This window comes from Amycolatopsis sp. NPDC001319, assembly GCF_042896185.1.
Lineage (GTDB): Bacteria > Actinomycetota > Actinomycetes > Mycobacteriales > Pseudonocardiaceae > Amycolatopsis.
Map to the genome: position 1 here is coordinate 331164 of NZ_JBIAWY010000006.1, position 23654 is coordinate 354817.

The window sequence follows — 23654 nt, forward strand, 5'->3', positions numbered from 1 at the left end:
TCGGGTGTGTGAGGGAACGGCGTTCACGGGGTACCTCGCGAGGTATGGACCCAGACGCGCACCCCGACCTCCGGCTCGACGACACCGCGGCCGAGCAGCTGGAACCCGACCGCGCGACGCTCGAAGCCGTCGGCAAGATCACCGAGGCGATGGAGACCGTCGAGATCGCCCGCGGCCGGCTCTACGAGTTCCACCAGCTCAGCGGCTCCGCTGACGAGAAGCTCTCCGACGGCATCGCCATGCTGCGCGCGGCCGGCCACCCCGGCCACGCCGACCGCCTCGCCGAGCACCTGCTGGGCCGCAACGTGCTGCACGGGCGCTGGACGTTCCAGATCGTGGAGGAGTACGACACCACCTACTACCGCGTGTTCCGCGACCACGAGACGCGCGTGCGCGAGCTCACCCGCGGCGTCCGCCACCTCGCCGAGGCCCGGGTGAAGCGCGAGAACCGCACGCCCGGACTGCCCGGACACGAGGCCACGCCTCACTCCCCCGACTGAGCACGGTCTCGACCCCACTGCCCCTCGAACCCACGCCGCCTCGAAAACGACGCGGCACAAGCCTTCCCGCTAAGGTTTCGGTGAACCGGCCGCGCGAGTGGAGGCACCAGGATGAGCAACGTCGAGACCGAGCCACCCGTGCTGGACTGCGGGGACGACGCGGCCGGCCACGGCGGCGTCGAGGTCCTCGGCGCGCGGGACGTGCCGCTGGGCGGGCCGCGCGCGATGAAGGTGCGCCGCACGCTGCCGCAGCGCAAGCGTTCGCTGGTGGGCGCCTGGTGCTTCGCCGACCACTACGGGCCCGACGACCCGAGGACCACGGGCGGCATGTCCGTCGGCTCGCACCCGCACACCGGGCTGCAGACGGTGAGCTGGCTGTTCGCCGGCGAGATCGAGCACCGCGACAGCCTCGGCTCCCACGCGATGATCCGCCCGGGCGAGCTGAACCTCATGACCGGCGGCCACGGCATCTGCCACTCCGAGGTCTCGACACCGGAGACCACCACGCTGCACGGCGTGCAGCTGTGGGTCGCGCTGCCCGACGCCCACCGCCACGCCGAGCGCGACTTCCAGCACTACGCCCCGCCCGCCACCGACCTCGGCGGCGCCACCGCGCGCGTTTTCCTCGGCACGCTCGCGGGCGAGACGTCGCCGGTCAAGACGTTCACGCCGCTGCTCGGCGCCGAGCTGGTCCTGGAGCCCGGCGCCCACGTCACGCTGGACGTCGACCCCGAGTACGAGCACGGCGTGCTCGTCGACACCGGCGAGGTCGCCTTCGCCGGCTCGGCGCTGCACACCACCGACCTCGGGTACCTCGGCACCGGCCGCGCCACGCTCGAGCTCGCGAACACCGGCGACGGCCGCGCTCGCGTGATGCTGCTCGGCGGGCCGCCGTTCGGCGAGGAGATCGTGATGTGGTGGAACTTCGTGGCCCGCACGCACGAGGAGATCGTGGAGTACCGCGAGGCGTGGCAGGCGGAATCGCCGCAGTTCGGCGCGATCCCCGAGGTGCCCGGCGACCCCGCGCGGCTGCCCGCGCCCGTGCTGCCGGGAGTGCGGATCAAGCCGCGCCGGAACCCCTGACCAGCGCGGCGAAAATCCGGTCCACGTCCTCGCGCTCGGTCCGCCAGTTGCTGAACGCGGCCCGCAGCGCGGGCACGCCCGCGTAGACCGTCGGCGTCACGAACGTCTCGCCCCCGGCGGCGACGGCGCGCACCACGGCGTCGATGCGCTCCTGCGTCGGGTCTTCGGCCAGCGTGAAGCACACGACGTTGAGCCGCACCGGCGCGAGCAGCCGCCACTGCGGCGTCTCGGCCAGGCGGTCGCCGAGGTCCCGGGCGTGGGCGACGCAGCGTTCGACGATCTCGCGGTGCCCCGCCCGGCCGTACGCGGCGAGCGTGCACCACGCGGCCAGCGCGCGCAGCCGCCGCGACGATTCGGGCGTGCGGTGCACGAAGTCCGGGTTGTCGCCCGGGTGGCCGAGGTAGGCGGCGGAGTTCTGGAACACGCGCACCTGCAGGTCGAGGCGGCGGCTGAACTGGATCGCCGAGTCGTAGGGCACGTTGAGCCACTTGTGCAGGTCGACGCACACCGAGTCGGCCAGCTCCAGCCCGTCGACGAGTCCCGCGTGCTCGGGCGAGAGCGCCGCGAACCCGCCGAACGCCGCGTCGACGTGCAGCCAGAACGGGTACTTCGCCTTGAGCGCGGCGATCGCCCGCAGGTCGTCGAAGTCGACGGTGTTGACCGTGCCGGCGTTGGCGATCACGATCGCGGGCCGCCCGCCCAGCGCGGCGAGCTCCCGCTCGAGTGCCTCGACGTCCACGGCCTCGCGCCCGGGCCGCACGGTCACCGGCCGCAGGGCCGAGCGGCCGAGGCCCAGCACGGACATCGCCTTGAGCGCGCTGGAGTGCGGCGACCCGCTCAGCACCTCGACCGGGCCGAGCGCCGCGACCCCGGCGTCGGCGACCGTGACGCCCAGCCGCTCCCCCAGCCACTCGCGCCCGATCGCCAGACCGACCACATTGGACATCGTCGCGCCGGAGACGAACGCGCCGCTGAACTCGGGCCCCAGCCCGAACAGCTTCGCGAGCCAGCCCACCGTCTCGCGTTCGAGGTCCGAAGCCGAGGAATCCAGCGACGACACGGGGTTCTGGTCCGCCGCGGCCGTGAGCCAGTCGCCGGCCACCGCCGCGGGCGTCGCGCCGCCCGTGACGAACCCCAGGTACCGCGGCCCGGCACTCGCGGCGAACCCCGGCGCCCAGCGGCGCCCGAACTCCGCGAGCGCGGCCCGCGCCCCCACGCCGTTCTCCGGCAGCTCCGCGGGTTCGACCGTCCTCGGCGGCACCGCCACCGGACGGTCCGCCACCCCCGCGAGCAGCTCGCCGGCCTGCGCACGCGCGGCGTCGAGCAGCGCGGGCAGGCCGGCGAGGTCTTCGGCCAGCTTCGAGTACACAGCCACCTCCTGCGGCGACCCTAGCCGCGCGCGGCGGCGGCCGTCGCAGGCCAATCCCCGGGAACTGGCCCGCTCAGCGGCTCAGCCGCGTCCGCGCCCGGCCCGGGTCGAAGTTCACCTTGCGCACCGGACCGGCGACCAGCAGCACCAGCGCCACGGCCGACACGCCCGCCAGCACCAGCGCGGCCACGAACTGCGCGGCCTCCGACGTGGCCGAGGCCAGGACCGCGAACCCGGCGAGCACCACGACCGTCGGGCCCGCCGAAGCCACCACCGTGGCGAGCACCGGGACCCGCCGCCCGTCGGGCCGCCGGGCCGAGACGACCGCCGCGCCGGCGCACACCACTGCGGCCACGAGAAGGCAGCCGCCCACGGTGTCGGAAAGCCGGTGCCAGCCGAGCGCGACGGTCGCCGCGGCGACCCAGGCGACGCCGGGTGAACCCACGGCGAGCACCCAGGTGCGCATCCGGGCGGGCAGCACCACCGCCAGCGCGAACAGCACCGCCGTCGCCGCGCTGACGTGCCCGCTCGGGAAGCTGTTGTGGCTCGCGACCGCGTAGCCGTCGAGGCCGGCGGGCCGGTCGAGCACGTAGATCTTGAGCAGCTGCGCGGCGACCAGCGGGGTCGCCAGCAGCACCAGCGCCGTCACGCCCAGGGCGAACCGGCGCCGCACCAGTGCCAGCACGAGCACCAGCACCGCGACCGCGCCGAGCAGCACCACGAGATCCACGTCACGCAGCGGCGCGGCCCAGTCCACAGTGGACGATCCGGTGGCCTGCGCGCTGTGCACCACGCCGTTCTCCGCCTCCTGGCCCGCCGCCGTGCGCACGAAGAGCAGGTACGCCACGACGAACGCGACCGCGCAGCCCACCGCGCTCGCGACGAGCAGCACGGTGCGCGACGGGGTCCGCACCTCGAGCGCGTGGCGCGGGGAGCCGGACGGGGTGATCGGGGGTGCCTCGGGGAACGTCACTGCCATGGACCCGAGTCTCGGCGCGGGATTTAGTTGTCGCGTCAGTGCCGTGTCATGGTTTTGCTACAAGATCGCCCCGGTTCGCCCCACGCTGCGGTTTTCCGAATAATGGCCGGGGTGGCAGAGGTGTTGGTGGTCGAGGACGACGCGGCCGTACGGGAAGGGCTGCAGCTGGCCCTGCGCAGGCAGGGCCACGCGGTGCACACCGCGGGCTCGGGCGAGGCGGGGCTGGACCAGGTGCGCAAGCACCTGCCCGACATCGTGGTGCTCGACCTGATGCTGCCCGGGATGGACGGGTTCGAGACCTGCCGCCGGATGCGCGCCCTGGGCGAGGTGCCCATCATCATGCTGACCGCGCGCAGCGACGACTTCGACGTGGTCGCGGGCCTGGAGGCCGGCGCCGACGACTACGTGGTGAAACCGGTGGAGCCGCGGGTGCTCGACGCGCGGATCCGCGCGGTGCTGCGCCGCGCGGTCAGCGATCACGACGCGCGCGCGGGCGAGGTCGAGCGCCACGGCGAGCTGGTGATCGACCGCGCCGGCATGCTCGTGACGAAACGGGGCGAGCAGGTGGCGCTCACGCCGACCGAGCTCAAGCTGCTGCTCGAGATCTCCCGCACGCCGGGCCAGGTCTACAGCCGCCAGCAGCTGCTCACCGCGGTGTGGGACCACGACTACCTCGGCGACTCGCGCCTGGTCGACGCCTGCGTGCAGCGGCTGCGGTCCAAGATCGAGGACGTGCCGGCGCGGCCCGACCACGTCCAGACCGTGCGGGGCTTCGGCTACCGGTTCGGCCGCTCGTGAGGGTTCCCCGGCTGCGGCCGTGGCTCTCGGGACTGCGGCCGCGCCTGGTGCTGTCCTTCGCGGCGATGACCCTGGTCGGCGCGGCCGCGGCGGCCGGCGCGAGCTACGTGACGGCGCGCACGACCATCCTGCAGGGTGTGCAGGACCCCGCCATGGTCCAGCTGCGCGACCAGGTCACCGCGTACCTGCCGCAGATGACGCTGCCGCCGGACCAGCGCCAGCTCGACAACCTCGCCGACAATCTCAAGGGCACCACCGTCGCGATCTACGGCGACCTGCGTTCCCGGTCGGGGCTCGATCCGGCCACGCTGCCCGCCGATCTGCGCCAGGAGGTCGCGACCGGCGGCACGATCCAGTTCAAGCGGGTGATCACGGGCGGCACCCCGCTGCTGCTGGTCGGGATGCCCGTGCTGCAGCGCGGCGACAACGGGGTGGCGCACACCGGCGTCGAGGTCTACTCCATGGTGTCGCTGGCCGCCCAGCAGACCGCGATCGACCGGCTGGCCACCCGCGCGTGGCAGACGGCCGCCCTCGCGCTGCCGATCGCCGTCGCGCTGGCGCTGCTGGCCGCCCGGCAGGTGCTGCGCCCGGTGCGCGCGCTGAACACCGCCGCCCGCAAGCTCGGCCACGGGCAGCTCGACGTCCGCCTGCGCGCCAAGGGCTCCGACGAGCTGGCCCAGCTCGTGACCACGTTCAACAGCACCGCGGCCGAGCTGGAGCGCACCGTCGGCACGCTGCGGGAGATGGAGGCCGACGCGCGCCGCTTCGTCGCCGACGTCTCCCACGAGCTGCGCACCCCGCTCGCCGCGATGAACGCGGTCACCGACGTGCTCGACGAGGACGCCGAGCAGCTGCCCGCCGACACCGCCGTCGCCGCGCGCCTGGTCTCGGCCGAGACCCGCCGGCTGACCCGGCTCGTGCAAGACCTGGTGGAGATCTCCCGCTTCGACGCCGGGCGCGCCGAGCTGCGGCTGGAGGAGTGGGACGTCGCGCAGGGCGTGACCGACAGCCTCGCCGCCCGCGGCTGGACGGCCGCCGACGGGATCGTCACCGACCTGCCGGCCGGCGTCGTCGCGACGGTCGACCCGCGCCGGCTCGACATCGTCGTCGCGAACCTGGTCGGCAACGCCCTGCGCCACGGCGAACCTCCGGTCGAGGTGCACCTGGCCGCCGACGCGCACACCGTGACACTGGAGGTCACCGACCACGGTCCCGGCATCCCCGAGGCCGTGCTGCCGCACGTGTTCGACCGCTTCACCAAGGCCGACTCCGCGCGGGCGCGCTCGGAGGGCAGCGGGCTCGGCCTGTCCATCGCGCGCGAGAACGCCCGGCTGCACGGCGGCGACGTCGAGGCCGCCGACACCGGTTCCGGCGCGCGGTTCACCCTGTGGCTGCCCCGCCACCCCCGGCCCGGAGAGGCGCGATGAAGAAGCTCGTGGCCGCACTCGCCGTGCTCCTGCTCGTGAGCGCGTGCGGCATCCAGCCCACCGTCGTCGTGCCCGCCGGCCCCGCCCCGACCGCGCTGGGCCCCAGCGCCCGCGCCAACCAGCTCACGCTGTACTTCCTGGTCGACGGCCAGCTGACGCCCGTCGTGCGCAGCTGGGGCAGCCCGGTCACGCCGGAGCTGGCGGTGAACGAGCTGTTCCAGGGCCCGACCCCGGCCGAGCAGAAGAGCGGCTACTACTCGCTGCTGTTCCCCGGCGACGGCCAGGTCTCCATCGACACCACCAGCGTGCCGCCGACGGTGACCATCCCGTTCGCGATCAAGCCGCTCTACCTCGGCGTGGACCAAGTGGTCTGCACCACGGTCGCCGCGATGTCGGCGGCGGGGCTGCCCGTGGACCTGCGCGGCGTTTCGGTGGTCACGCCCGATTCGCGGATCGGCCCGGCGCTCTGCACCTTCTGAGCCCTGTCTTCCCGAGCCCCTGTCTTCAGACGGGGTATGCCCGCGAGGCCCGCGCGTCGGCCAGCGAACGCGCCCACCACTCCAGCTGGTCGAGCAGCTGCTTCACCGCCGCACCGGTGGTTTCGGCGTCGGTGGGGCTGCCGGACTCGTCGAATCTTCCGTGGGCGCCGTGGAAGCTCACCGTGTCGCGGATGGTCACGGCGTGCAGCTCGGCGAAGACCGGACGCAGGTGCTCCACCGCGCGCAGGCCGCCGGAAAGCCCGCCGTACGCCACGAAAGCGACGGGTTTGGCCTGCCACTCGGAGCGGAACCAGTCGACGGCGTTCTTGAGCGAGGCCGGGTAGCTGTGGTTGTACTCCGGCGTGATGACCACGAACGCGTCGGCCGCGGCGAGCCGGGCCGCCAGGCGCCCCACCTCCGGCGCGGGCTCGGACCCGAACGCCGGAAACGCCAGTGGCAGGGCCGGATCGGCGCAGTCGACCACGTCCACCTCGAACCCGCCGTGCGCGGCGGCCTCGCCGGTGAACCAGTTCGCGACCGTCGGCGCGAACCGTCCTTCCCGGACACTGCCGACGATCACGGCAACCCGGACGGGAACTTCCGACACGATGGTCCTCCTCGAATCCCCGTGCGGGACCGGGTGTCCCGCACGGGAACCGAGTCTGGAACTTCAAGCTCCCTTGAAGTCAACCCGTCCGCGCGCCTCTATCCTCGCTGCCATGACCAAGACCGAGCTGCCCGAGCTGACCGTGGGCGAGCTGGCGCACCGCACGGGGGTGCCCGCGTCGGCCCTGCGCTTCTACGAGGACGAGAAGCTGATCCGCAGCCGGCGCACGGCGGGCAACCAGCGCCGCTACCGCCGCGACACGTTGCGGCGCGTCACGTTCATCCGGATGTCGCAGCGGGTGGGCATGCCGTTGTCGCAGATCCGCGAGGTTCTCGCGCTGCTGCCGGACGACCGCACCCCGACCCGCACCGACTGGGCGCGCATCTCCCACTGCTGGCGCGAGGACCTCGACGAGCGCATCCGGCAGCTGGAGCAGCTGCGCGACCAGCTCACCGACTGCATCGGCTGCGGCTGCATGTCGCTCACCAAGTGCCGGCTCGCGAACCCCGGCGACCGCCTCGGCCGCGAGGGTCCCGGGCCGCGAAGGCTTCCGGACCATCGCGGGGACGGCTACGCGGACCCTCAGCCCAGCACGAGACCGCGCACGTAGGCGGCCTGCCCGGCGTGCTGCAGGTCGTCGGAGAGCACGCTGACCAGCCGCACGCCCAGCGTCACCGGCGGGTCCCAGCCCTCGTCGACGACGGCGTCGAGCGCCTTGCCGTCGAGGCCGCCGACCCACGCCACGGTCTGCTCGTGCACGGCGTCGTAGTAGCCGGTCAGCAGCTTGGGGTCGTCCACCTGCACGGCCGCGACGTCGTCGCTGCTGTGCGCGTACCCCGTGTCGGCAGGCGGGAAGGGCAGGCCGAAGCGGCGGTGCCAGTCCTGCGCCGTCCAGATCTGCTCGGTGCCCGCGACGTCGGCCACGTGGTCGTCCTGCACCCGCGTGAGGTGCCAGACCAGCCAGGCGATCGAGTTGGCGCCCGGCCCGGGCCGCGCGACGAGCTGGTCGCCGGTCAGGCCGTCGACCGACTGGTGCACGACCTCCTGGATCCGGCCGAAGCCGTCCACGAGCAGATCGGCCACGTTCATCCGTAGTCCTCCTCGGTTCGTTCCTGCCTGCTACCCCGATCATGCCGCACGCAAACCGCCGCGCCACCACCGAATTCCGGCGGTCGGGCGCGGCGGCGGGCCGAGCCGGCGGCCCTGTTACGTGCCGAGCAGCTGGTCGAAGAACGAGCGGTAGCGGCGCAGCGCGATCCGCAGGTCCTCCGTGGCGGGCTCGCCGTCGCGCCACTGCGCTTCCAGCTCACCCTTGTGCTCGGCGAAGGTCTCGGCCAGCGAGCTGATCACGGAGGCGACGAGCTCGTCGGCGTCGCGCACCGCGCGGCGCGGGTCGTCGACGAAGCCGGTCTGCACTTCCTGCCAGCGGTGGCGGAAGCGGTCGACGTCGCCGCCTTCGAACAGCGGCGGGGCGCCATCGGTGCGGGCGCCTCGGTCCGCGGTGTTCCGGTCCGCGCCACGATCTTCCGCTTCTCTCACCTCGGTGTCCACATCGGACACTTCACGGGAGCGGGTGTCCCGGCGTTCCCCGGTTCGGGGCTGTTCGGCCGCACCCGCCAGGTCGGCGGTGCTCAGTCCCCGGGTCTCCTGGCCGGTCATGTCAGCGTTCTCCGTTCCGCTCGTGGGCGCCGCGGTGGTTGCCGCCGCGCGCGGCGGTGTGCTCGCGGCGGCGCTCGACGGTGTCGTCGTCGGTGCGCGTGTCGCCACGGCTTTCGGCACCGGTGTCGTCGGTCAGCAGGTCCTCGAACACGGTGCGGTAGTGCACCATCGCCGAGCGCAGTTCCTCTGTGGACAGTGCCGTCTCCGCGTGGCGGCGATGCGTCTCGTGCGCCGCGCGGTAGTGCTCCAGCGTGCGCGAGTGGCGCACGGACAGATCGGAAAGCTGCTGGTCGTAGCCCTCGGTCGGGTAGCCGCGCTCGGACATCACGGCCACGAGCAGGTCGTCGGCCTCGTCGAGCGCACCCGCGGGCTGGTCCACGAACTTCTCCTGGATCAGCGACCAGTGCTGGGCGTAGCGCTCGCGTGCCGACGCCGAGAGCGGCCGGATGTCGAGGTCCCGGTGGCGGCGTTCGCGTTGGGCCAGCTCCCGTTGTGCCGCACGCGGATTGTCGCTCTCCTCCACCGCGCGCGAGTATTCCGGACCGAACTGCTGCTGCAGTCGTTTCCGCTGCCGTTCCCGGACGACGAGCCAGGCCACGGCACCGATCACCACGACGGCGGCCACCACGATCACGACGATGAGCCAAGTGGGCATCGCACGAACTCCTTCACGGATTTTGTCGAGCCCCCCGTCCCGGTCGGATGCCCGCCGCTGCCCAGGCGAAACGCGAATACCGCCGATGAACGGCGTTTTCGGCCGAGTGGCCCTGCCCGTACCCCCGGATGCGGTACGGTTCGGACATCAGGGCGAAACCCGGCAGACGGGAGGACGGCACGTGGACACCACCGTGCGGCTCGCCTCCGGCGCGCTCCGGGTCGTGCCGGCCTTCGGCACCATCGCCGGCGTCCCCGTGCCCGGCTGGGCCGGCACGCTGCTGGCCGTGGTGTGCATCGTCGCCGCGCTCGCCGTCCTGCTGCTGATCGTGCGCAACCGGCGCCGCTGAGCCGTTCCCGGCGGTTCAGCCGAGGTGGTTGCCGACCTCGATCAGGTTTCCGTCCGGGTCGCGGAAGGGGACGCGCGGGTGAAGCGGGTGGTGATCACGTGGTCCTTGGCCGGGCCGGCGACCACCCACTCCTGGCTCCAGTGGTCGGCGTCGAGCACGCGGTACTCACCGCGGTAGAGGTCGTCGCGGCACGGGTGGTCGGTGCGCCACCGGCCGGTGGCCAGGTCGAGGTCGTGGAAGAAGCCGCCGTGGTCGAAGTGCACGGCGGCGCGGGCGCCGTCGGGGTGGTAGAGCAGGGTGCGGCTCACCGGGCCGGTGTAGCCGGGCAGCCGCAGCTCGCCGGTCTCGTGGTAGACGAGGACGCCTTCCCGGGTGAACGTCGCGGTGCCGGTGACCTCGCCCATCGGCTCGCCGTCGGCGGCCACGATGTCGCGCGAGAGCCGCCAGGTGCCGGTGAAGTGCGCGGCGAGGTCGGTGATCTCGAAGTCCACCCCGCCATTCTGCGCCCGCCCGTACGACGTGACGCGGCGGCGGGGTGGGGATCACACACAGCGTGACTTCCGTGGCGCGAGCGGGACACTCGTGCCGGAAACGCGCCGAGGCGCCCGGGGTGGCACCGCGGTGTCGGTCCCGGCGCCTAGAATCGGCCGGGTGGCTCACCCCGACCAGGCCCAGCGCTCCCCCGCCCTCGAAACCCTGCAGCGTGTGTTCGGTTACGACGCGTTCCGCGGCGATCAGGCGGACATCGTCGAAACCGTGATCTCCGGCGGAGACGCGCTGGTGCTGATGCCCACCGGCGGCGGGAAATCGCTGTGCTACCAGATCCCTTCGCTCGTGCGGCCCGGCGTCGGCGTGGTGATCTCGCCGCTGATCGCGTTGATGCAGGACCAGGTCGACGCGTTGCGCAACCTCGGCGTGCGCGCGGGATTCCTCAACTCCACACAGGATTTCGGCGAGCGCCAGCGCGTGGAGGAGGCGTTCGTCGCGGGTGAGCTCGACCTGCTCTACCTGGCGCCGGAACGCCTTTCGGTCGAGTCGACCGTGCGGCTGCTCGACCGGGGGAAGATCGCGCTGTTCGCGATCGACGAGGCGCACTGCGTGTCGCAGTGGGGCCACGACTTCCGGCCCGACTACCTGATGCTGTCGTCGCTGCACGAGCGCTGGCCGGACGTGCCGCGCATCGCGCTCACCGCCACGGCGACCGAGGCCACGCACAAGGAGATCTCCGCGCGGCTCAACCTCGACGGCGCGCGCCACTTCGTCGCGAGCTTCGACCGGCCGAACATCCAGTACCGCATCGTCGGCAAGAACTCGCCGCAGAAGCAGCTGCTGGAGCTGCTGCGCACCGAGCACAAGGGCGACGCGGGGATCGTCTACTGCCTTTCGCGCGCGTCGGTGGAGAAGACGGCGGAGTTCCTGGTGCAGAACGGAATCCGCGCGGTGCCCTACCACGCGGGGCTCGACAAGCGCACCCGCGCGGACAACCAGTCGCGATTCCTGCGCGAGGACGGGCTCGTGGTCGTGGCCACGATCGCGTTCGGGATGGGTATCGACAAGCCGGACGTGCGGTTCGTCGCGCACCTGGACCTGCCGAAGTCCGTGGAGGGCTACTACCAGGAGACGGGCCGCGCGGGCCGCGACGGGCTGCCGTCCACGGCGTGGCTCGCCTACGGGCTGCAGGACGTGATGCAGCAGCGCAAGATGATCGAGAACGGCGAGGGCGACGAGGCCCACCGCCGCCGGCAGGCCGCGCACCTCAACGCGATGCTGGCGCTGTGCGAGACCGTCGAATGCCGCCGCACGCAGATCCTCGCCTACTTCGGCCAGACCGGCGAGCCCTGCGGCAACTGCGACACCTGCCTCGCCCCGCCCGAACGCTTCGACGGCACCATCCCCGCCCAGAAGCTGCTCTCCACCGTCGTGCGCCTGCGCAACGAACGCCGCCAGAAGTTCGGCGCCGGCCAGATCATCGACATCCTGCTCGGCAAGACGACCCCGAAGGTCACCCAGTTCCAGCACGACACGCTCAAGGTCTTCGGCATCGGCACCGAACTGCGCGAACAGGAGTGGCGGGCCGTCGTCCGGCAGCTCCTGGCGCAGAACCTCCTCGCCGTGGAAGGGGACTACGGCTCCCTCGTCCTTACCGACGGCAGCACGTCCGTGCTCAACGGCTCACGCACGGTGTCCCTGCGCCGCGAACCCGAACGCCCGGCCCGCGCCGCCCGCACCTCCCGCCGCAGCACCGCCGCGGCCGTGGAAATGCCCGCGGAGGCCGCGCCCCTGTTCGAACGCCTCCGTGCCTGGCGCGCCGCCACGGCGAAGGACCAGGGCGTCCCCGCCTACGTCATCTTCCACGACGCCACGCTCCGCCAGATCGCCGCCGAACGCCCCGGCTCCCTCTCCGCCCTGGGCACCGTCAGCGGCGTCGGCGAGGCCAAACTGGCGAAGTACGGTGAGGGCGTGCTGGCCGCGCTGGCGGAGGAGTAGGCGCGGCACCCGGCGCAGGCACCCCGATCTCCGTTCGCCGCGACGGGCGGGATCGAGGTGCCCTCGAGGTCAGTGGCTCGGCTTCGGTTTCGTCGCGTCGGAGACCTTCTGGGTCACGCCGTTGATCTTCGCGTGGTACTTGCCCTTGGTCTTCTGGTCGACGAACTGCGCGGCCTTGCCCACGGCCTGGTTGACCTTCTCCGGGTTCTTCTTCGCGTACGACGTGACGGCACCGGCCGCACCGGCCAGGACGGCGAGTCGTTTGAGCATTGCCATGGAGTCCTCCCGCGGGTTTCTCGTCATCCCCTCAACGCTGCGATGAGTACCCGGAGTTCCCCCGATTCGAACATTCCGGACCGGGGCCCGCGGAAATCCCCGCGACCCGCGGCGGCTGACCAGGCATGATCGGCCCCATGCGAGATCTCGCGGCGCTGCCGAAGGCGCACCTGCACGTCCACCTCGAGAGCACCGTGCGGCCGGCGACGCTGCGTGAGCTGGCCGACGCGAACGAGGTGCCGCTGCCCGGTGAGACGCGGAAGTTCACCGGGTTCCGCGACTTCGCCGACTACAACTCCCTCATCCGCGCCTGCCTGCGCAGGCCGGAGGACTTCGAGCGCGTCGCCCGGGAGTTCTGCGTGGACGAAGCCGTGCAGGGGACGCGCTACGCCGAGGTGACGTTCACGGCCGCGTCGCACGGGGAACGGCTGGGGGACCCGGAGATGCCGCTCGCGTCCGTCCTCAAAGGACTGTCCGGAGGAGAGCTCGAGACCCGGGTGATTCTCGACCACTCGCGCCGCCGGTCCGTCGAACGCGCCGAGCACACCCTGCGGCTCGCCCTCGCCCACGACCGGGTCGTCGGCCTCGGCGTGGCCGGCGAGGAGCGCCACTCGCTCGTCCCGTTCGCCGGTGTCTTCGCGAAGGCGCGCGAAGCCGGGCTCCACCTCGTGCACCACGCGGGCGAGGACGCGGGGCCCGAGAGCATCCGCGAAGCCCTCGACGTCGGCCGCACCGAGCGCCTGGGCCACGGCATCCGCGTCCTCGACGACCCCGAGCTGGTGGCCGAGGTCCGCGACCGCGGGATCGCGCTGGAGGTGTGCCCGACGTCCAACGTCGTCCTCGGCCTGGTGCCGAGCCTCGCGAAGCACCCACTTCCCCACCTGGTCGACGCCGGCCTCGCCGTCACGCTGAACACCGACGTCCCCTCGGTCACCCACACCACGCTGACCGACGAGTTCACCGCCGCGCGCGACACGTTCGGCTACGACGACACCGCACTGGCCGCGCTGGCCGAAGCCGCCGTCACGGCGTCGTTCGCCCCGGAGGAGACGAAAACCGCGCTGCGCAAGGAGATCGCCGCGTGGCTCACACCGGCAGCAGGCGCGTGACCAGCGTGCTCAGCTGTTGCACGTTGCGGCACTCGTGCATTTCCACGAGCTCCGCATACGCCAGCGCCGCCGAGTCGCCGGTGGACCACAGGGCGCGACGCTCGGGGTTGAGCCAGTAGACGTGCCGCGCGCGATCGCGGATGGCGCGGACGGCGTCGAGGTTGGGGTCGCCGCCGTTGGTGCGCGCGTCGCCGAGGATGAGCACCGACGTGCGCGGGCCGACGGCGTCGAGCCACTTGCCGGTGAACCCGCGCAGGGCGCCGCCGTAGTCGCTGTGGCCGTCCCAGCGCACCACGGCGGCCTCTTCGAGGATGCGCGCACCGAGGTGCTCGGGGTCGGCGACGCCCGCGGTGACCAGGTGCGTGACCTCGTCGGTGCTGTCCACGAACGCGAACACGCGCACCTTGCTGAACTGGTCGCGCAGCGCCTGGACCAGCAGCATCGTGAAGTTCGCGAATCCCGCGACCGAACCCGACAGGTCGCACAGGAGCACGATCTCGGGCCGGCCGGGCCGCCGGTGCCGGAACGCCGGACGCACCGGCACGCCACCCGTCGACAACGACCGCCGCAGCGTGCGCCGCAGGTCGATCTGCCCGCGCGTGGTGCGCTTGCGGCGCGCGGCGAGCCGGGTCGCGAGCTTGCGCGACAACGGCTGCACGGCCCGGCGCAGCTCGGCCAGCTGCGCGCGGCTGGCGATCAGGAAGTCCACGCGGTCCGCGGCCGGCGCGATCGCGTGCTTGGCCACGCGGTCGCGCCCCCGCACCTCGGCCGCGCGCCGGCGGGCCTCCGTGCGGACGTTCCCGCGGAAGTCCTCGACCCGGCGGCGGACCTCGTCCCGGGTGAGTCGGTCGGTGAACTCACCGCCTTCGTCGGAGCCGCCGCCCGCGGCCCGGATCGCGGCGAGCACGCGCACGATCAGCGTCTGCGGCTGCAGCCGGTCGAGCGTCTGGTGCGCGGAGAACCCGCCGTCGGCGCCGGAACCCGCGCCGTACCCGCCGAGCATCTCCACAGCGACGCCCGCGAGCTGCGCCAGCGCCTGCTGGTCGCCCTCGGCCAGTGCGGCCGCCACGGCCTCCCTCAGCTGTTCGAGGTCCCGCGGCCGGTCTTCGCGCGCCAGCTCGGGCACGCCGACACCGGCCGGGAAGTACAGGTCGAACGCGGCGTCGAACACCGCCCGCTGGCCGCCGCGGCGCACGAGCGCGGCGGCGAGCCCCTCGCGCACGAGCTCGCGGTCGTCGAAACCGAGCACCTCCAGCGCGGCCCCCGCGTCGACGGTCTCGGCCGGGCCCGCCGGGATGCCCTGCGCCCGCAGCGCCTGCACGAACGCCGTGAGCCGCTCGGTGACGCCGGGCGCGCTCAAGACGCGTCCAGCACCTGGTCGAGCTTGAGGCCCGCACCGGCCTTGGTGATGTCGTCCTGGTGCTTGAGCACCACGCCGAGGCTCTCGCGCACGATCTGCTCGTCGAGCGTGCCGGCGCCGAGCTCCAGCAGCGTCCGCGCCCAGTCGATGGTCTCGGCGACCGACGGCAGCTTGCGCAGGTCCATGGCGCGCAGCGCGGCGATCACGCGGACCACGGAGTCGGCCAGCGCCGCGTCGATGCCGGGCACGCGCAGCTTCACGATCCGCAGCTCGAGCTCCGGGTCGGGGAAGTCGATGTGCAGGAACAGGCAGCGCCGCCGCAGCGCCTCGGACAGCTCGCGCGTCGCGTTGGACGTGAGCACCACGAACGGGTCGCGGGTGGCGGTGATCGTGCCCAGCTCGGGCACGGTGACCTGGAAGTCGCCGAGCACCTCCAGCAGCAGGCCCTCCACCTCGACGTCGGCCTTGTCGGTCTCGTCGACCAGCAGCACGGTGGACTCGGTGCCGGAGATGGCCTGCAGCAGCGGGCGGCGCAGCAGGAACTCTTCACCGAAGATGTCGGTGCGCGCGTCCTCCCACGTCTCGTCGCGCCCGGCGGTGATGCGCAGCAGCTGCTTGGCGTGGTTCCACTCGTAGAGCGCGCGGGCCTCGTCGATGCCCTCGTAGCACTGCAGCCGCACGAGCCGCGAACCGCTGACCGTGGCGACGGCCTTGGCCAGCTCCGTCTTCCCCACGCCGGCCGGGCCCTCCACGAGCAGGGGCTTGCCCAGCCGGTCGGCGAGGAACACGGTGGTCGCCACCGCCGTCGAGGCGAGGTAACCGACCTCGGCCAGCTGCGCCGACACGTCGTCGACGGACGAGAAGAACCCGGTGCCCACGTGACCTCCTAAGCGGATGCTCACCTGGCACTGTACTGGCCGGGACTCGGTCCGTCTCCACGATCCGCGCGAGTGTGCGGTTGAGTTCCGCCACGGTCTCCTCCCCCGGCTGTTCGGCCGGCCGCCTCGGCACGGTGTTTTCAGAGCTCGTCCGCGGCGGTGCGCGCGCTGGACCGAGCGGGGGCGCGGCTGTCCGTTCCAAGCCCGCCGCCTGCGGCTGAGCGGCGAAGGCGCCGCCCGGCTCGTCGCGAGCTAGCATCTGGCCACGTGACCTACGTTGCGGCGACCAGCCGATACGACTCGATCCCCTACCGGCGCTGCGGGCGCAGCGGACTGAAGCTGCCCGCCATCTCCCTGGGCCTGTGGCACAACTTCGGCCACGACCGGCCGCTGCAGGTCCAGCGCGACATCCTGCGCCGCGCCTTCGACCTCGGCATCACGCACTTCGACCTGGCCAACAACTACGGCCCGCCCTACGGCTCGGCCGAGTCGAACTTCGGCCGGATCCTCGCCACGGACTTCAAGCCCTACCGCGACGAGCTCGTGATCTCGACCAAGGCCGGCTACGACATGTGGCCGGGCCCGTACGGCGACTGGGCCTCGCGCAAGTACCTGCTGGCCTCGCTCGACCAGTCGCTGGGCCGCATGGGCCTGGACTACGTCGACATCTTCTACTCCCACCGCTTCGACCCGGAGACGCCGCTGGAGGAGACCGTCGGGGCGCTCGACCGCGCCGTGCGCTCGGGCAAGGCGCTCTACGTCGGCATCTCCTCCTACAACTCCGAGCGCACCGCCGAGGCCGCGCGCCTGCTGCGCGAGCTGGGCACGCCGCTGCTGATCCACCAGCCCTCGTACTCCATGTTCAACCGCTGGACCGAGGACGACCACCTGCTCGACACGCTCGAGGAGGCCGGCGCCGGCTGCATCGCGTTCTCGCCGCTCGCGCAGGGCCTGCTCACCGACCGCTACCTCGGCGGCGTGCCCGCCGACTCGCGCGCGGCGCAGGGCAAGTCGCTCGACCCGAACACGATCACCGAGGACCGGCTCGCGAAGATCCGCGGCCTCGGTGAAATCGCCGCGCGCCGCGGCCAGTCGCTCGCGCAGCTCGCCCTGGCCTGGGCCCTGCGCGACCCGCGCATGACGTCGCTGGTGATCGGCGCGAGCAGCGTCAAGCAGCTGGAAGACAACGTCGCCGCGCTCGGCAACCTCGACTTCACCGCCGAGGAGCTGGCCGAGATCGACCGATACGCGACCGAGTCGGACATCAACCTCTGGAAGCAGTCCAGCGACGCCTGACGTCGCAGGTGGCCGGTGGCGTTCGCGTCGCCGGCCACCGGGGCACCGGCTACTGTGGACGGTCGGTGGCCTCAGCCGGCGCGCGTCGGCCGCGGGGCCGGCAGGTGTGAGGTCTCCGGGAACAGGTGCAGCGCACGCAGGGCCGCGCCCAGCTCGGCGATGTCCGCCGGGTCCGTGAGCGAGCGGCCGAGCTCGTCGGTGATGCGGCGCAGGCGGTGGCGGATCGTGTTGGGGTGGCAGAACATCCGTTCCGACGTGAGCTTCGTGGAGCCCTGGCAGTCGAACCACGCGCGCAGCGTCAGCAGGAGCACGTTGCGGTCGTCGCCGGGCAGGTCGAGGATCGGGCGCAGCACGTGGTGCGCGAGCTGCACCGACGCTTCGGGCGCGCTGGCGACCAGGCCCGCGAGCGGCGATTCCGTGAACTGCACCAGGCCCGTGGAGCCGGGCGCCATGCTGGACAGCGCGACGCGCGCGAAGTGCAGCGCCCGGGAAGTGTTGCCCAGCCCCGAGAACACCGGGCTCATGCCGACGCGGCCCACCGGCGCTTCGCGCAGCAGGTCGATGGTCACCTTGCACGCCGACGGGTCGCGCAGCGACACCACCCCGACCTGCAGGTCCGGCGTGAGCCGCCACGCCGAGGCGTGCTGGGCCTCGCGCAGGCGCTGTTCGATCTTCGGCAGCGGTTCGTGACCCAGCCGCGGCGTTTCGGCCGCGACGACCACGAAGCTGCCGTCCACGGTCAGCTCCAGCACGCGGGCGATGTCCCAGAGCGTGCCCTCGGTCGCCGCGCCGCCGGCGAACAGCGCCTCGACCAGAGCCGAGCGCCGGTTCTGGTGCGCCACCACGACTTCGGCAGCGGTGTCCCGATAGGACGAAGTGAGCGCCTCGGCGTAGTCGTCGACCAGGGCCCACACGGCGGAGGTCGCGGCGACGAGCCCGGCGAGGTCCTGGTGCTCGCCGCGCGCGGTCAGCAGCACGAACCGGTGCCACACCTCGGTGAGCCCGATCCGGTACGCCCGCAGGACTTCCGGCAGCGGCGCGCCCTGCAGCGCCCGCGCGCGGCCGGTGGCGCGCGCCTGCGACAGGTCGGGCACGTCCTCGCCGCGCAGCGTGCGCATCACGTAGTCGAGGTTGGCGCGCACGGACTTGCGCAGCTCGGCGTGCGTCACGAACCGCTGGTCGCGGTAGACGGGCATCTGCTCGAGGATCTGGTGCGTGGTCGCTTCGATCAGCTCGGGCATGGCGGTGTCGACCTCGGCGGCCAGCGCCGAGACCACGGGCGCGAGCCCGTCGCGCAGAACTGTCTGGTAGTGCATCAACGCCCTCCAGGCCGAAGCGAAGGGCGCTCGCGCGCCCTTCGCCCGTGACCGTACGGGGACTCGTCGTTGAGCCCTCGGGAAGGTCATCTAACACGACGGCCGGTCACTCGGCCGGGTGAACTTGTGACACTTGCCGCGAATGCGGAGGAACTGGTGTAGAACTTCCGCATTCGCGGATCACATCTTCGCCGCGGCCGCCTTGATCGCCTCGCGGATGCGGAAGTACGAACCGCAGCGGCACACGTTCTCGATCGCGTCGATGTCGGCGTCGGTGGGGTTCTTGGTCTTCTTCAGCAGCGCGACGGCGGCCATGATCTGGCCCGGCTGGCAGTAGCCGCACTGCGCGACGTCCTGCTCCAGCCACGCCTCCTGCACCGGGTGCAGGGTGTCGCCGTCCGCCAGGCCCTCGATCGTGGTGACCTCGCGGCCCTCGCACTCGGAGACCGGGACCACGCACGGGTTCACCGCCTCGCCGTCGAGGTGGCTGGTGCAGGCCTTGCAGACGTTGATGCCGCAGCCGTACTTGAGGCCGCGCACCTTCAGCTTGTCGCGCAGCGCCCACAGCAGCGGCAGGTCGGCGGGCGCGTCGACGGTGACGGTCTTCCCGTTCACCACGAAGGTGTAGTTGGGCATGGGAACTCCTTGCGGTGGTGGGGAGATCAGCGGGGGAACGGCTCGAAGTCGACCGGGAAGTTGATCGGGAAGCTGCGCGGCTTGATGCCGGTGGCGCGGGCGTAGGCGTTGGCGATGGCGCCCACCGGCGCCGGCAGGCCGAGCTCGCCCGCGCCGCCGATCTCGCTGCCGTTGGCCGGCATCACGAACACGTTCACGTCCATCGGCGCGTTCTTCTGGCGCGCGTAGTGGAACTGCGAGTAGCTGCCTTCCAGCGGGAGCCCGTTGTCGATGTGCAGGCCCGCGGTGAGCGTGGTCGAGATGGCGTCGGTGAGCCCGCCGAGCATCTGCGACTGGATGCCGCGCGGGTTCACCGGCTTGCCGACATCCACGGCGATGGTCGCCTTGGTGACGCGCGGGTTCTTCGGGTCGCGCGCGTCCATCTCCACCAGGCAGGCGGTGTAGGACTTGTACTCGCCGTGCACCGCGATGCCCTGCGCGAAGCCCTTCGGCATCTTCTTGCCCCACTCGCCGAGCTCGGCGACCTTGTCCAGCACCGCCTTCTGGCGCGGCTCCTTGATGAACTCGCGGCGGAACTCCAGCGGGTCTTTGCCGAGCTTGGCCGCGATCTCGTCGGCCATGATCTCCTCGGCGCCGCGGGTGTTCGCGGAGTAGACCGAGCGCCACGCCGAGGTGTGGAACTTGAGCGGCACCTCGTTGAGCAGCTGCGTGGTGACGCCGTAGTTGTAGGGCGACTTCACCGTCAGCAGGAACACCGTCTGCGCGAAGCTCAGGTTGCCGCCCACAGGCAGCTTCGCGGCGAACGCGGTGAGGATCTCGCCGAGGCCGTGGCCCCAGTCGGTCTCGACGCTGGCCACGCGGTGCTCGAACGTGAGCACCTGGCCGAGCGCGAAGGTCGCGCGGATCTTGTGGTGGCTCGCGGCGCGGGCGCGGCCGTGGCGCATGTCGTCGATCCGGCTCCACATGAGGCGGACGGGCTTCTTCATCGCCTTGGAGATGTGCGCGGCTTCCAGCGCGGCGTCGAAGAACAGCCGGCGGCCGAAGGAACCACCGCCCTGCTGGACGTGCACGGTGACCTTGTTCTCCGGCAGCCCCAGCTCCTGCGCGATGGTCTGCTTCGCGACGATCGGCGACTTCAGGCCGGCCCAGATGGTGGCGCTGTCCTCGCGGACATCGGCGACCGCGGAGTTCGACTCCATCGGCGCGTGGCTGACGAACGCGAAGTCGAACTCGCCGTCCACGTACTGCGTCAGCAGCGGCGGCACCACGAACGGCAGCGCCGCGGCCTGCAGCTTCTTCGTGATGGACGCGTTGTTCTCGCCGTCGACCGTGCCTGCGTTCCAGGTGACGTCGAGGGCGTTCTTGCCGTCGAGCGCCTGACCGAACGTCTCGGCCATCACGGCGACGCCGGTCTGCACGACGGCGATGTCGATGATGCCGGGCATCGCACGCACGGCGGCCTCGTTGTTGACCTTCTTGACCGTGCCGTTGATCGTCGGCGGGCGCCGGACCATCACCGGCATCGCGCCGGGGATGTCGAGGTCCAGCGTGTAGACCTGCTTGCCGGTGACCATGGCGAGCGCGTCCTTGCGCGAGGTCGGCGTGCCGACCAGCGTGTGGTCCGACTCGGCCTTCGGCTTCACGGCCGCGGTGGGCAGGTCGGCGCGGGCGGCCGGGCCGGCGAGCACGCCGTAGGAGGCCTTGCGCCCGTCCGGGGAGCGCACGAGACCGTCGCGGGTGGTCAGGCGCGCCGCCGGGACGTTCCACTGCGAGCTCGCGGCGGACACCATCCGGGCGCGGGCCGTCGCGGCGGCGGTGCGGATCGGGTCGTACAGCGACCGCATGGTGTTGGAGCCGCCGGTGAGCTGGTTGAACAGCAGCTCCGGGCGCGCGTCGGCGAGCACCACGTCGACCATGTCCAGCGGCAGGTCCATCTCTTCGGCGACGAGCATCGCGCTGGCCGTGTTGATGCCCTGGCCGACTTCGGCGCGCGGCAGCTGCAGGCGCACGCGGCCGTCGGTGGTCACCTCGAGCAGGAGCATGCCGGACGTCGGCGCGCAGGAGAGCGTGAGCACGTCGCCGAGGTCGAGGATCTCGGCGGGCTGCGGCAGCGTCGGCACCACGGCTTCGGCCGTGCCCGGCGCGAGAGTGTCGAACGACAGCTTCGTCGCGACCGTCAGGGTCGGCGCGGCGACGAGGTAGGTGAGGAAGCGGCGGCGGCCGACGCGGCCGCTGTCGTCGTCCGGCGCGGCGTCGCCCTGTGGTCCGGGGCTGGTGGTGGGACTGGCCATCGGGAATCCCTTCGGGGCACTCGCGCCGGTGAGGATGGCGCGGCCGGGCGAGCGTCGCTGCGACGGTGCAGCCCGGATGGTGGAACGGGAGGTCTGGCGCGCCACGCTATGGACGTGACAGAAACGACGCAACGCGCGGTAGTCGTGTCGACTGATGTCTGTGACGAGGTAACAGCCGACCGCCTCCGAATGTGCGTCGTGACACATTCACCACTGGTCGGATCGGGCGTTCACGGGCGTGCCGACGGGTGAGCGCGGGCTGGGCCGGATGGCCCTTCGGACGCCGGCCCCGCGCGCCCTCCCGCGGGATGGCGCCGACCACCCGTATCGTCGTCTGGACGCTCTGCCGCTGGTCACCGAACGGGTGAAAAGAAGGTTTCCTGCCGAAGCCGGTTACCTTGGCAGGGGTGACATCGGCACGAGTAGGAAGCGGGCGGCACGTGGTGGGCGCGGGGACTCCGCCGGTCGGCACGCCGGCCGGGATGCGCAGGATCAACCAGCGGGCGGTGCTCGACCTGCTGCGCCGCGGCGGGCCGGCCACGCGGCCGCAGGTCGCGAAGGACACCGGGCTGTCGAAGCCGACGGTGAGCCAGGCGCTGCTGGCGCTGGAGGCCGCGGGCCTCGCGCGGGCGACCGGGCACACGTCCACCGGCACCGGCCGGTCCGCCGTGCTCTACGAAGCCGACCCCACCGCGGGGTACGTGCTGGGTGTGGACATCGGGCGCGAGCACATCCGCGTCGCCGTGTCGGACCTGGGCCGCACCGTGGTCGCGCGGCGCGACGCCCGCAACACGGCCCGTTCCGGCAGCGCGCTCGTCGCTTCCGTGGGCCGGCTGGCGGGCGAGATCGTGGCCGAGGCCGGGCTGACCGACGCCGACATCGTGGTGCGGGTGCTGGGCTCGCCCGGCGTCGCGGACCCGGCGAAGCGCTGCTTCCGGCACGCGCCGAACCTGCCGGGCTGGGGCAAACCGGGCCTGCTCGACGACCTGGAGGCCGCGCTGGGCCCCGACCTGGTCGTGGAGAACGACGCCAACCTCACCGCCGTCGGCGAGTGGGAAAGCGGCGCCGCCCGCGGCGCGTCCGTGGTGGGCTGCCTCATGATCGGCACCGGCGTCGGCATGGGCCTCATGGTCGACGGCCGCGTCTTCCGCGGCGCGACGGGCGCCGCCGGCGAGATCGGCTACCTCCCCTACGGCCGCACGCAGTCCGGCGGCGAGGTCCCCGCCCGCGGCCACCTCGAAGAGGCCACCGCCGCCCAGTCCGTGGTCCGCGGCGCGCGCGAACTCGGCCTGGGCACGGCGAAATCCGCCCGCGAGGTCTTCCGCCTCGCCCGCGAAGGCGACGAGCTGGCCCAGCGCGCCGTGCAGACCGAAGCCGACCGCCTCGCCTACACGGTCGCCTCCGTGGCCGCCGTGGTGGACCCCGAACTCATCGTCCTGGGCGGCGGCATCGGCACCGCCGCCGACCTCCTCCTGGACCCCATCGACCGCGCCCTGCGCTCCTTCACCCCCCTCCTCCCCACCGTCGTCCAAGGCGAACTGGGCGACGACGGCGTCCTGACGGGGGCGATGAGCGTGGGGTTGCGCGCTGCGGAGGGGCTGGTGTTCGAACGCCGGGTCGGGCCGGCCTGAGCCGGAACGCCCCGCCGCGTCCGAAACACCCGATCCCGGTAGCCGCGGTGGTCCTCGTGCGGGCCGGGTGGAATCATCGGCCACTGTGAGCATCGAGCCCGACCGGCGTCTGATCGACCCGGAGCGCGTGGCCGCCGCTGTCGCCGGGCTCGGGGACAGGGCGGTCATCGAGGAGTGGGCGGGGCGGTTCGCCGTGGTGGCCGATCCGTCGCGGCTGGCGTTGCTCGTGTCGATCCACTACGCGCGCGAGATCAGCGTCACCGATCTCGCGGCGGCGACGGGCATGACGGACACCGCCGTTTCGCAGGCGCTGCGGCTGTTGCGGGCCCACGGATTGGTGACCGCGCACCGCGACGGGCGCGTGGTGCGGTACCGGCTGGCGGACGCGACGGTGCACGAGCTGATCCACCGCGTGCGGCCGCACGACACGGGTGCCGCGGAAGCGGATCCGGACCGGTAGGTTTGCACG

The 23654-nt window shown here is 72.5% G+C and carries 25 protein-coding genes; 12 read left to right on the forward strand and 13 right to left on the reverse strand.

Annotated elements, in window-relative coordinates; all coding sequences use genetic code 11:
* Positions 1 to 44 precede the first annotated feature (44 nt).
* Together ACFY1H_RS24985 and ACFY1H_RS24990 are read left to right on the forward strand one after the other, a co-directional pair.
* A complete protein-coding gene (locus ACFY1H_RS24985) occupies positions 45 to 500 on the forward strand; it encodes a hypothetical protein (RefSeq protein WP_366582112.1) in 456 nt (151 codons plus the stop codon).
* A gap of 111 nt (positions 501 to 611) precedes the next feature.
* On the forward strand, positions 612 to 1583 hold the full coding sequence (locus ACFY1H_RS24990; RefSeq protein WP_386950012.1) for a pirin family protein: 972 nt from the start codon (positions 612 to 614) through the stop codon (positions 1581 to 1583).
* Here ACFY1H_RS24990 and ACFY1H_RS24995 read toward each other — a convergent pair.
* Together ACFY1H_RS24995 and ACFY1H_RS25000 are read right to left on the reverse strand one after the other, a co-directional pair.
* A complete protein-coding gene (locus ACFY1H_RS24995) occupies positions 1561 to 2952 on the reverse strand; it encodes a pyridoxal phosphate-dependent decarboxylase family protein (protein WP_386950014.1) in 1392 nt (463 codons plus the stop codon). The genes ACFY1H_RS24990 and ACFY1H_RS24995 overlap by 23 nt on opposite strands.
* 73 nt (positions 2953 to 3025) lie before the next feature.
* Positions 3026 to 3931, reverse strand: a complete 906-nt coding sequence (locus ACFY1H_RS25000; protein ID WP_386950017.1) for a phosphatase PAP2 family protein — start codon at positions 3929 to 3931, stop codon at positions 3026 to 3028.
* 111 nt (positions 3932 to 4042) lie between these two features.
* On the opposite strand from ACFY1H_RS25000, the gene ACFY1H_RS25005 reads away from it, so the two are divergent.
* Genes ACFY1H_RS25005 through ACFY1H_RS25015 form a run of 3 tightly spaced genes read left to right on the forward strand, consistent with a single transcriptional unit; the run spans position 4043 to position 6635 of the window.
* Entirely contained in the window at positions 4043 to 4729 is a 687-nt protein-coding gene (locus ACFY1H_RS25005; RefSeq protein ID WP_386950019.1) for a response regulator, read from the forward strand.
* Positions 4726 to 6156, forward strand: coding sequence for a HAMP domain-containing sensor histidine kinase (locus ACFY1H_RS25010; protein ID WP_366582117.1), 1431 nt, complete (start codon positions 4726 to 4728; stop codon positions 6154 to 6156). Before ACFY1H_RS25005 ends, ACFY1H_RS25010 begins: the two co-directional genes overlap by 4 nt.
* Entirely contained in the window at positions 6153 to 6635 is a 483-nt protein-coding gene (locus ACFY1H_RS25015; protein ID WP_366582118.1) for a hypothetical protein, read from the forward strand. The genes ACFY1H_RS25010 and ACFY1H_RS25015 overlap by 4 nt, the downstream gene beginning before the upstream one ends.
* 25 nt (positions 6636 to 6660) lie before the next feature.
* Here the strand turns inward: ACFY1H_RS25015 and ACFY1H_RS25020 are convergent, their stop codons facing one another.
* Positions 6661 to 7242 (reverse strand): NADPH-dependent FMN reductase, encoded by a 582-nt coding sequence (locus ACFY1H_RS25020; RefSeq protein ID WP_386950023.1) that lies wholly within the window; start codon positions 7240 to 7242, stop codon positions 6661 to 6663.
* 112 nt (positions 7243 to 7354) lie between these two features.
* On the opposite strand from ACFY1H_RS25020, the gene soxR reads away from it, so the two are divergent.
* A complete protein-coding gene (gene soxR, locus ACFY1H_RS25025) occupies positions 7355 to 7852 on the forward strand; it encodes a redox-sensitive transcriptional activator SoxR (RefSeq protein WP_366582120.1) in 498 nt (165 codons plus the stop codon).
* Here the strand turns inward: soxR and ACFY1H_RS25030 are convergent.
* From ACFY1H_RS25030 to ACFY1H_RS25040, 3 genes are all read right to left on the reverse strand, one after another.
* Positions 7825 to 8331 (reverse strand): DUF664 domain-containing protein, encoded by a 507-nt coding sequence (locus ACFY1H_RS25030; RefSeq protein ID WP_366582121.1) that lies wholly within the window; start codon positions 8329 to 8331, stop codon positions 7825 to 7827. The genes soxR and ACFY1H_RS25030 overlap by 28 nt on opposite strands.
* A 117-nt stretch (positions 8332 to 8448) precedes the next feature.
* Positions 8449 to 8901 carry a hypothetical protein gene (locus tag ACFY1H_RS25035; RefSeq protein WP_386950027.1) on the reverse strand — a complete coding sequence of 151 codons (453 nt, stop codon included), beginning with the start codon at positions 8899 to 8901 and terminating at the stop codon, positions 8449 to 8451.
* Between the two features lies 1 nt (position 8902).
* On the reverse strand, positions 8903 to 9556 hold the full coding sequence (locus ACFY1H_RS25040) for a hypothetical protein (protein WP_386950030.1): 654 nt from the start codon (positions 9554 to 9556) through the stop codon (positions 8903 to 8905).
* 181 nt (positions 9557 to 9737) lie between these two features.
* Between ACFY1H_RS25040 and ACFY1H_RS25045 the strand changes: the two genes are divergently transcribed.
* Positions 9738 to 9905, forward strand: a complete 168-nt coding sequence (locus ACFY1H_RS25045) for a hypothetical protein (RefSeq protein WP_366582124.1) — start codon at positions 9738 to 9740, stop codon at positions 9903 to 9905.
* A 41-nt stretch (positions 9906 to 9946) separates the two neighbouring features.
* On the opposite strand, the gene ACFY1H_RS25050 is transcribed toward ACFY1H_RS25045, so the two are convergent.
* The gene (locus ACFY1H_RS25050; protein WP_386950033.1) at positions 9947 to 10396 is read right to left on the reverse strand and encodes a DUF6314 family protein; all 450 of its coding nucleotides are present in this window, start codon (positions 10394 to 10396) and stop codon (positions 9947 to 9949) included.
* 160 nt (positions 10397 to 10556) lie between these two features.
* On the opposite strand from ACFY1H_RS25050, the gene recQ reads away from it, so the two are divergent.
* Entirely contained in the window at positions 10557 to 12392 is a 1836-nt protein-coding gene (gene recQ / locus ACFY1H_RS25055) for a DNA helicase RecQ (RefSeq protein WP_366582126.1), read from the forward strand.
* A gap of 69 nt (positions 12393 to 12461) precedes the next feature.
* On the opposite strand, the gene ACFY1H_RS25060 is transcribed toward recQ, so the two are convergent.
* Complete coding sequence (locus ACFY1H_RS25060) at positions 12462 to 12668, reverse strand: antitoxin (RefSeq protein ID WP_366582320.1); 207 nt, start codon at positions 12666 to 12668, stop codon at positions 12462 to 12464.
* 137 nt (positions 12669 to 12805) lie between these two features.
* Between ACFY1H_RS25060 and add the strand changes: the two genes are divergently transcribed.
* On the forward strand, positions 12806 to 13777 hold the full coding sequence (add, locus tag ACFY1H_RS25065) for an adenosine deaminase (protein ID WP_386950036.1): 972 nt from the start codon (positions 12806 to 12808) through the stop codon (positions 13775 to 13777).
* On the opposite strand, the gene ACFY1H_RS25070 is transcribed toward add, so the two are convergent.
* Positions 13755 to 15137, reverse strand: a complete 1383-nt coding sequence (locus ACFY1H_RS25070; protein ID WP_386950039.1) for a VWA domain-containing protein — start codon at positions 15135 to 15137, stop codon at positions 13755 to 13757. The genes add and ACFY1H_RS25070 overlap by 23 nt on opposite strands.
* On the reverse strand, positions 15134 to 16015 hold the full coding sequence (locus ACFY1H_RS25075) for a MoxR family ATPase (protein WP_366582129.1): 882 nt from the start codon (positions 16013 to 16015) through the stop codon (positions 15134 to 15136). Before ACFY1H_RS25075 ends, ACFY1H_RS25070 begins: the two co-directional genes overlap by 4 nt.
* 267 nt (positions 16016 to 16282) lie before the next feature.
* On the opposite strand from ACFY1H_RS25075, the gene mgrA reads away from it, so the two are divergent.
* Complete coding sequence (mgrA, locus tag ACFY1H_RS25080) at positions 16283 to 17311, forward strand: L-glyceraldehyde 3-phosphate reductase (RefSeq protein ID WP_366582130.1); 1029 nt, start codon at positions 16283 to 16285, stop codon at positions 17309 to 17311.
* 71 nt (positions 17312 to 17382) lie between these two features.
* Here mgrA and ACFY1H_RS25085 read toward each other — a convergent pair whose 3' ends face one another.
* The 3 genes from ACFY1H_RS25085 to ACFY1H_RS25095 all read right to left on the reverse strand — a co-directional run bounded on the left by ACFY1H_RS25085 (position 17383) and on the right by ACFY1H_RS25095 (position 21554).
* Entirely contained in the window at positions 17383 to 18627 is a 1245-nt protein-coding gene (locus ACFY1H_RS25085) for a helix-turn-helix domain-containing protein (RefSeq protein WP_366582131.1), read from the reverse strand.
* A gap of 180 nt (positions 18628 to 18807) precedes the next feature.
* A complete protein-coding gene (locus ACFY1H_RS25090; protein ID WP_360603922.1) occupies positions 18808 to 19263 on the reverse strand; it encodes a (2Fe-2S)-binding protein in 456 nt (151 codons plus the stop codon).
* Between the two features lie 26 nt (positions 19264 to 19289).
* Positions 19290 to 21554, reverse strand: a complete 2265-nt coding sequence (locus ACFY1H_RS25095) for a molybdopterin cofactor-binding domain-containing protein (protein ID WP_366582132.1) — start codon at positions 21552 to 21554, stop codon at positions 19290 to 19292.
* Between the two features lie 482 nt (positions 21555 to 22036).
* On the opposite strand from ACFY1H_RS25095, the gene ACFY1H_RS25100 reads away from it, so the two are divergent.
* A complete protein-coding gene (locus ACFY1H_RS25100; RefSeq protein ID WP_366582133.1) occupies positions 22037 to 23185 on the forward strand; it encodes an ROK family protein in 1149 nt (382 codons plus the stop codon).
* Positions 23186 to 23276: 91 nt separating this feature from the next.
* The gene (locus tag ACFY1H_RS25105) at positions 23277 to 23645 is read left to right on the forward strand and encodes a helix-turn-helix transcriptional regulator (RefSeq protein WP_285974562.1); all 369 of its coding nucleotides are present in this window, start codon (positions 23277 to 23279) and stop codon (positions 23643 to 23645) included.
* Positions 23646 to 23654: the final 9 nt, after the last annotated feature.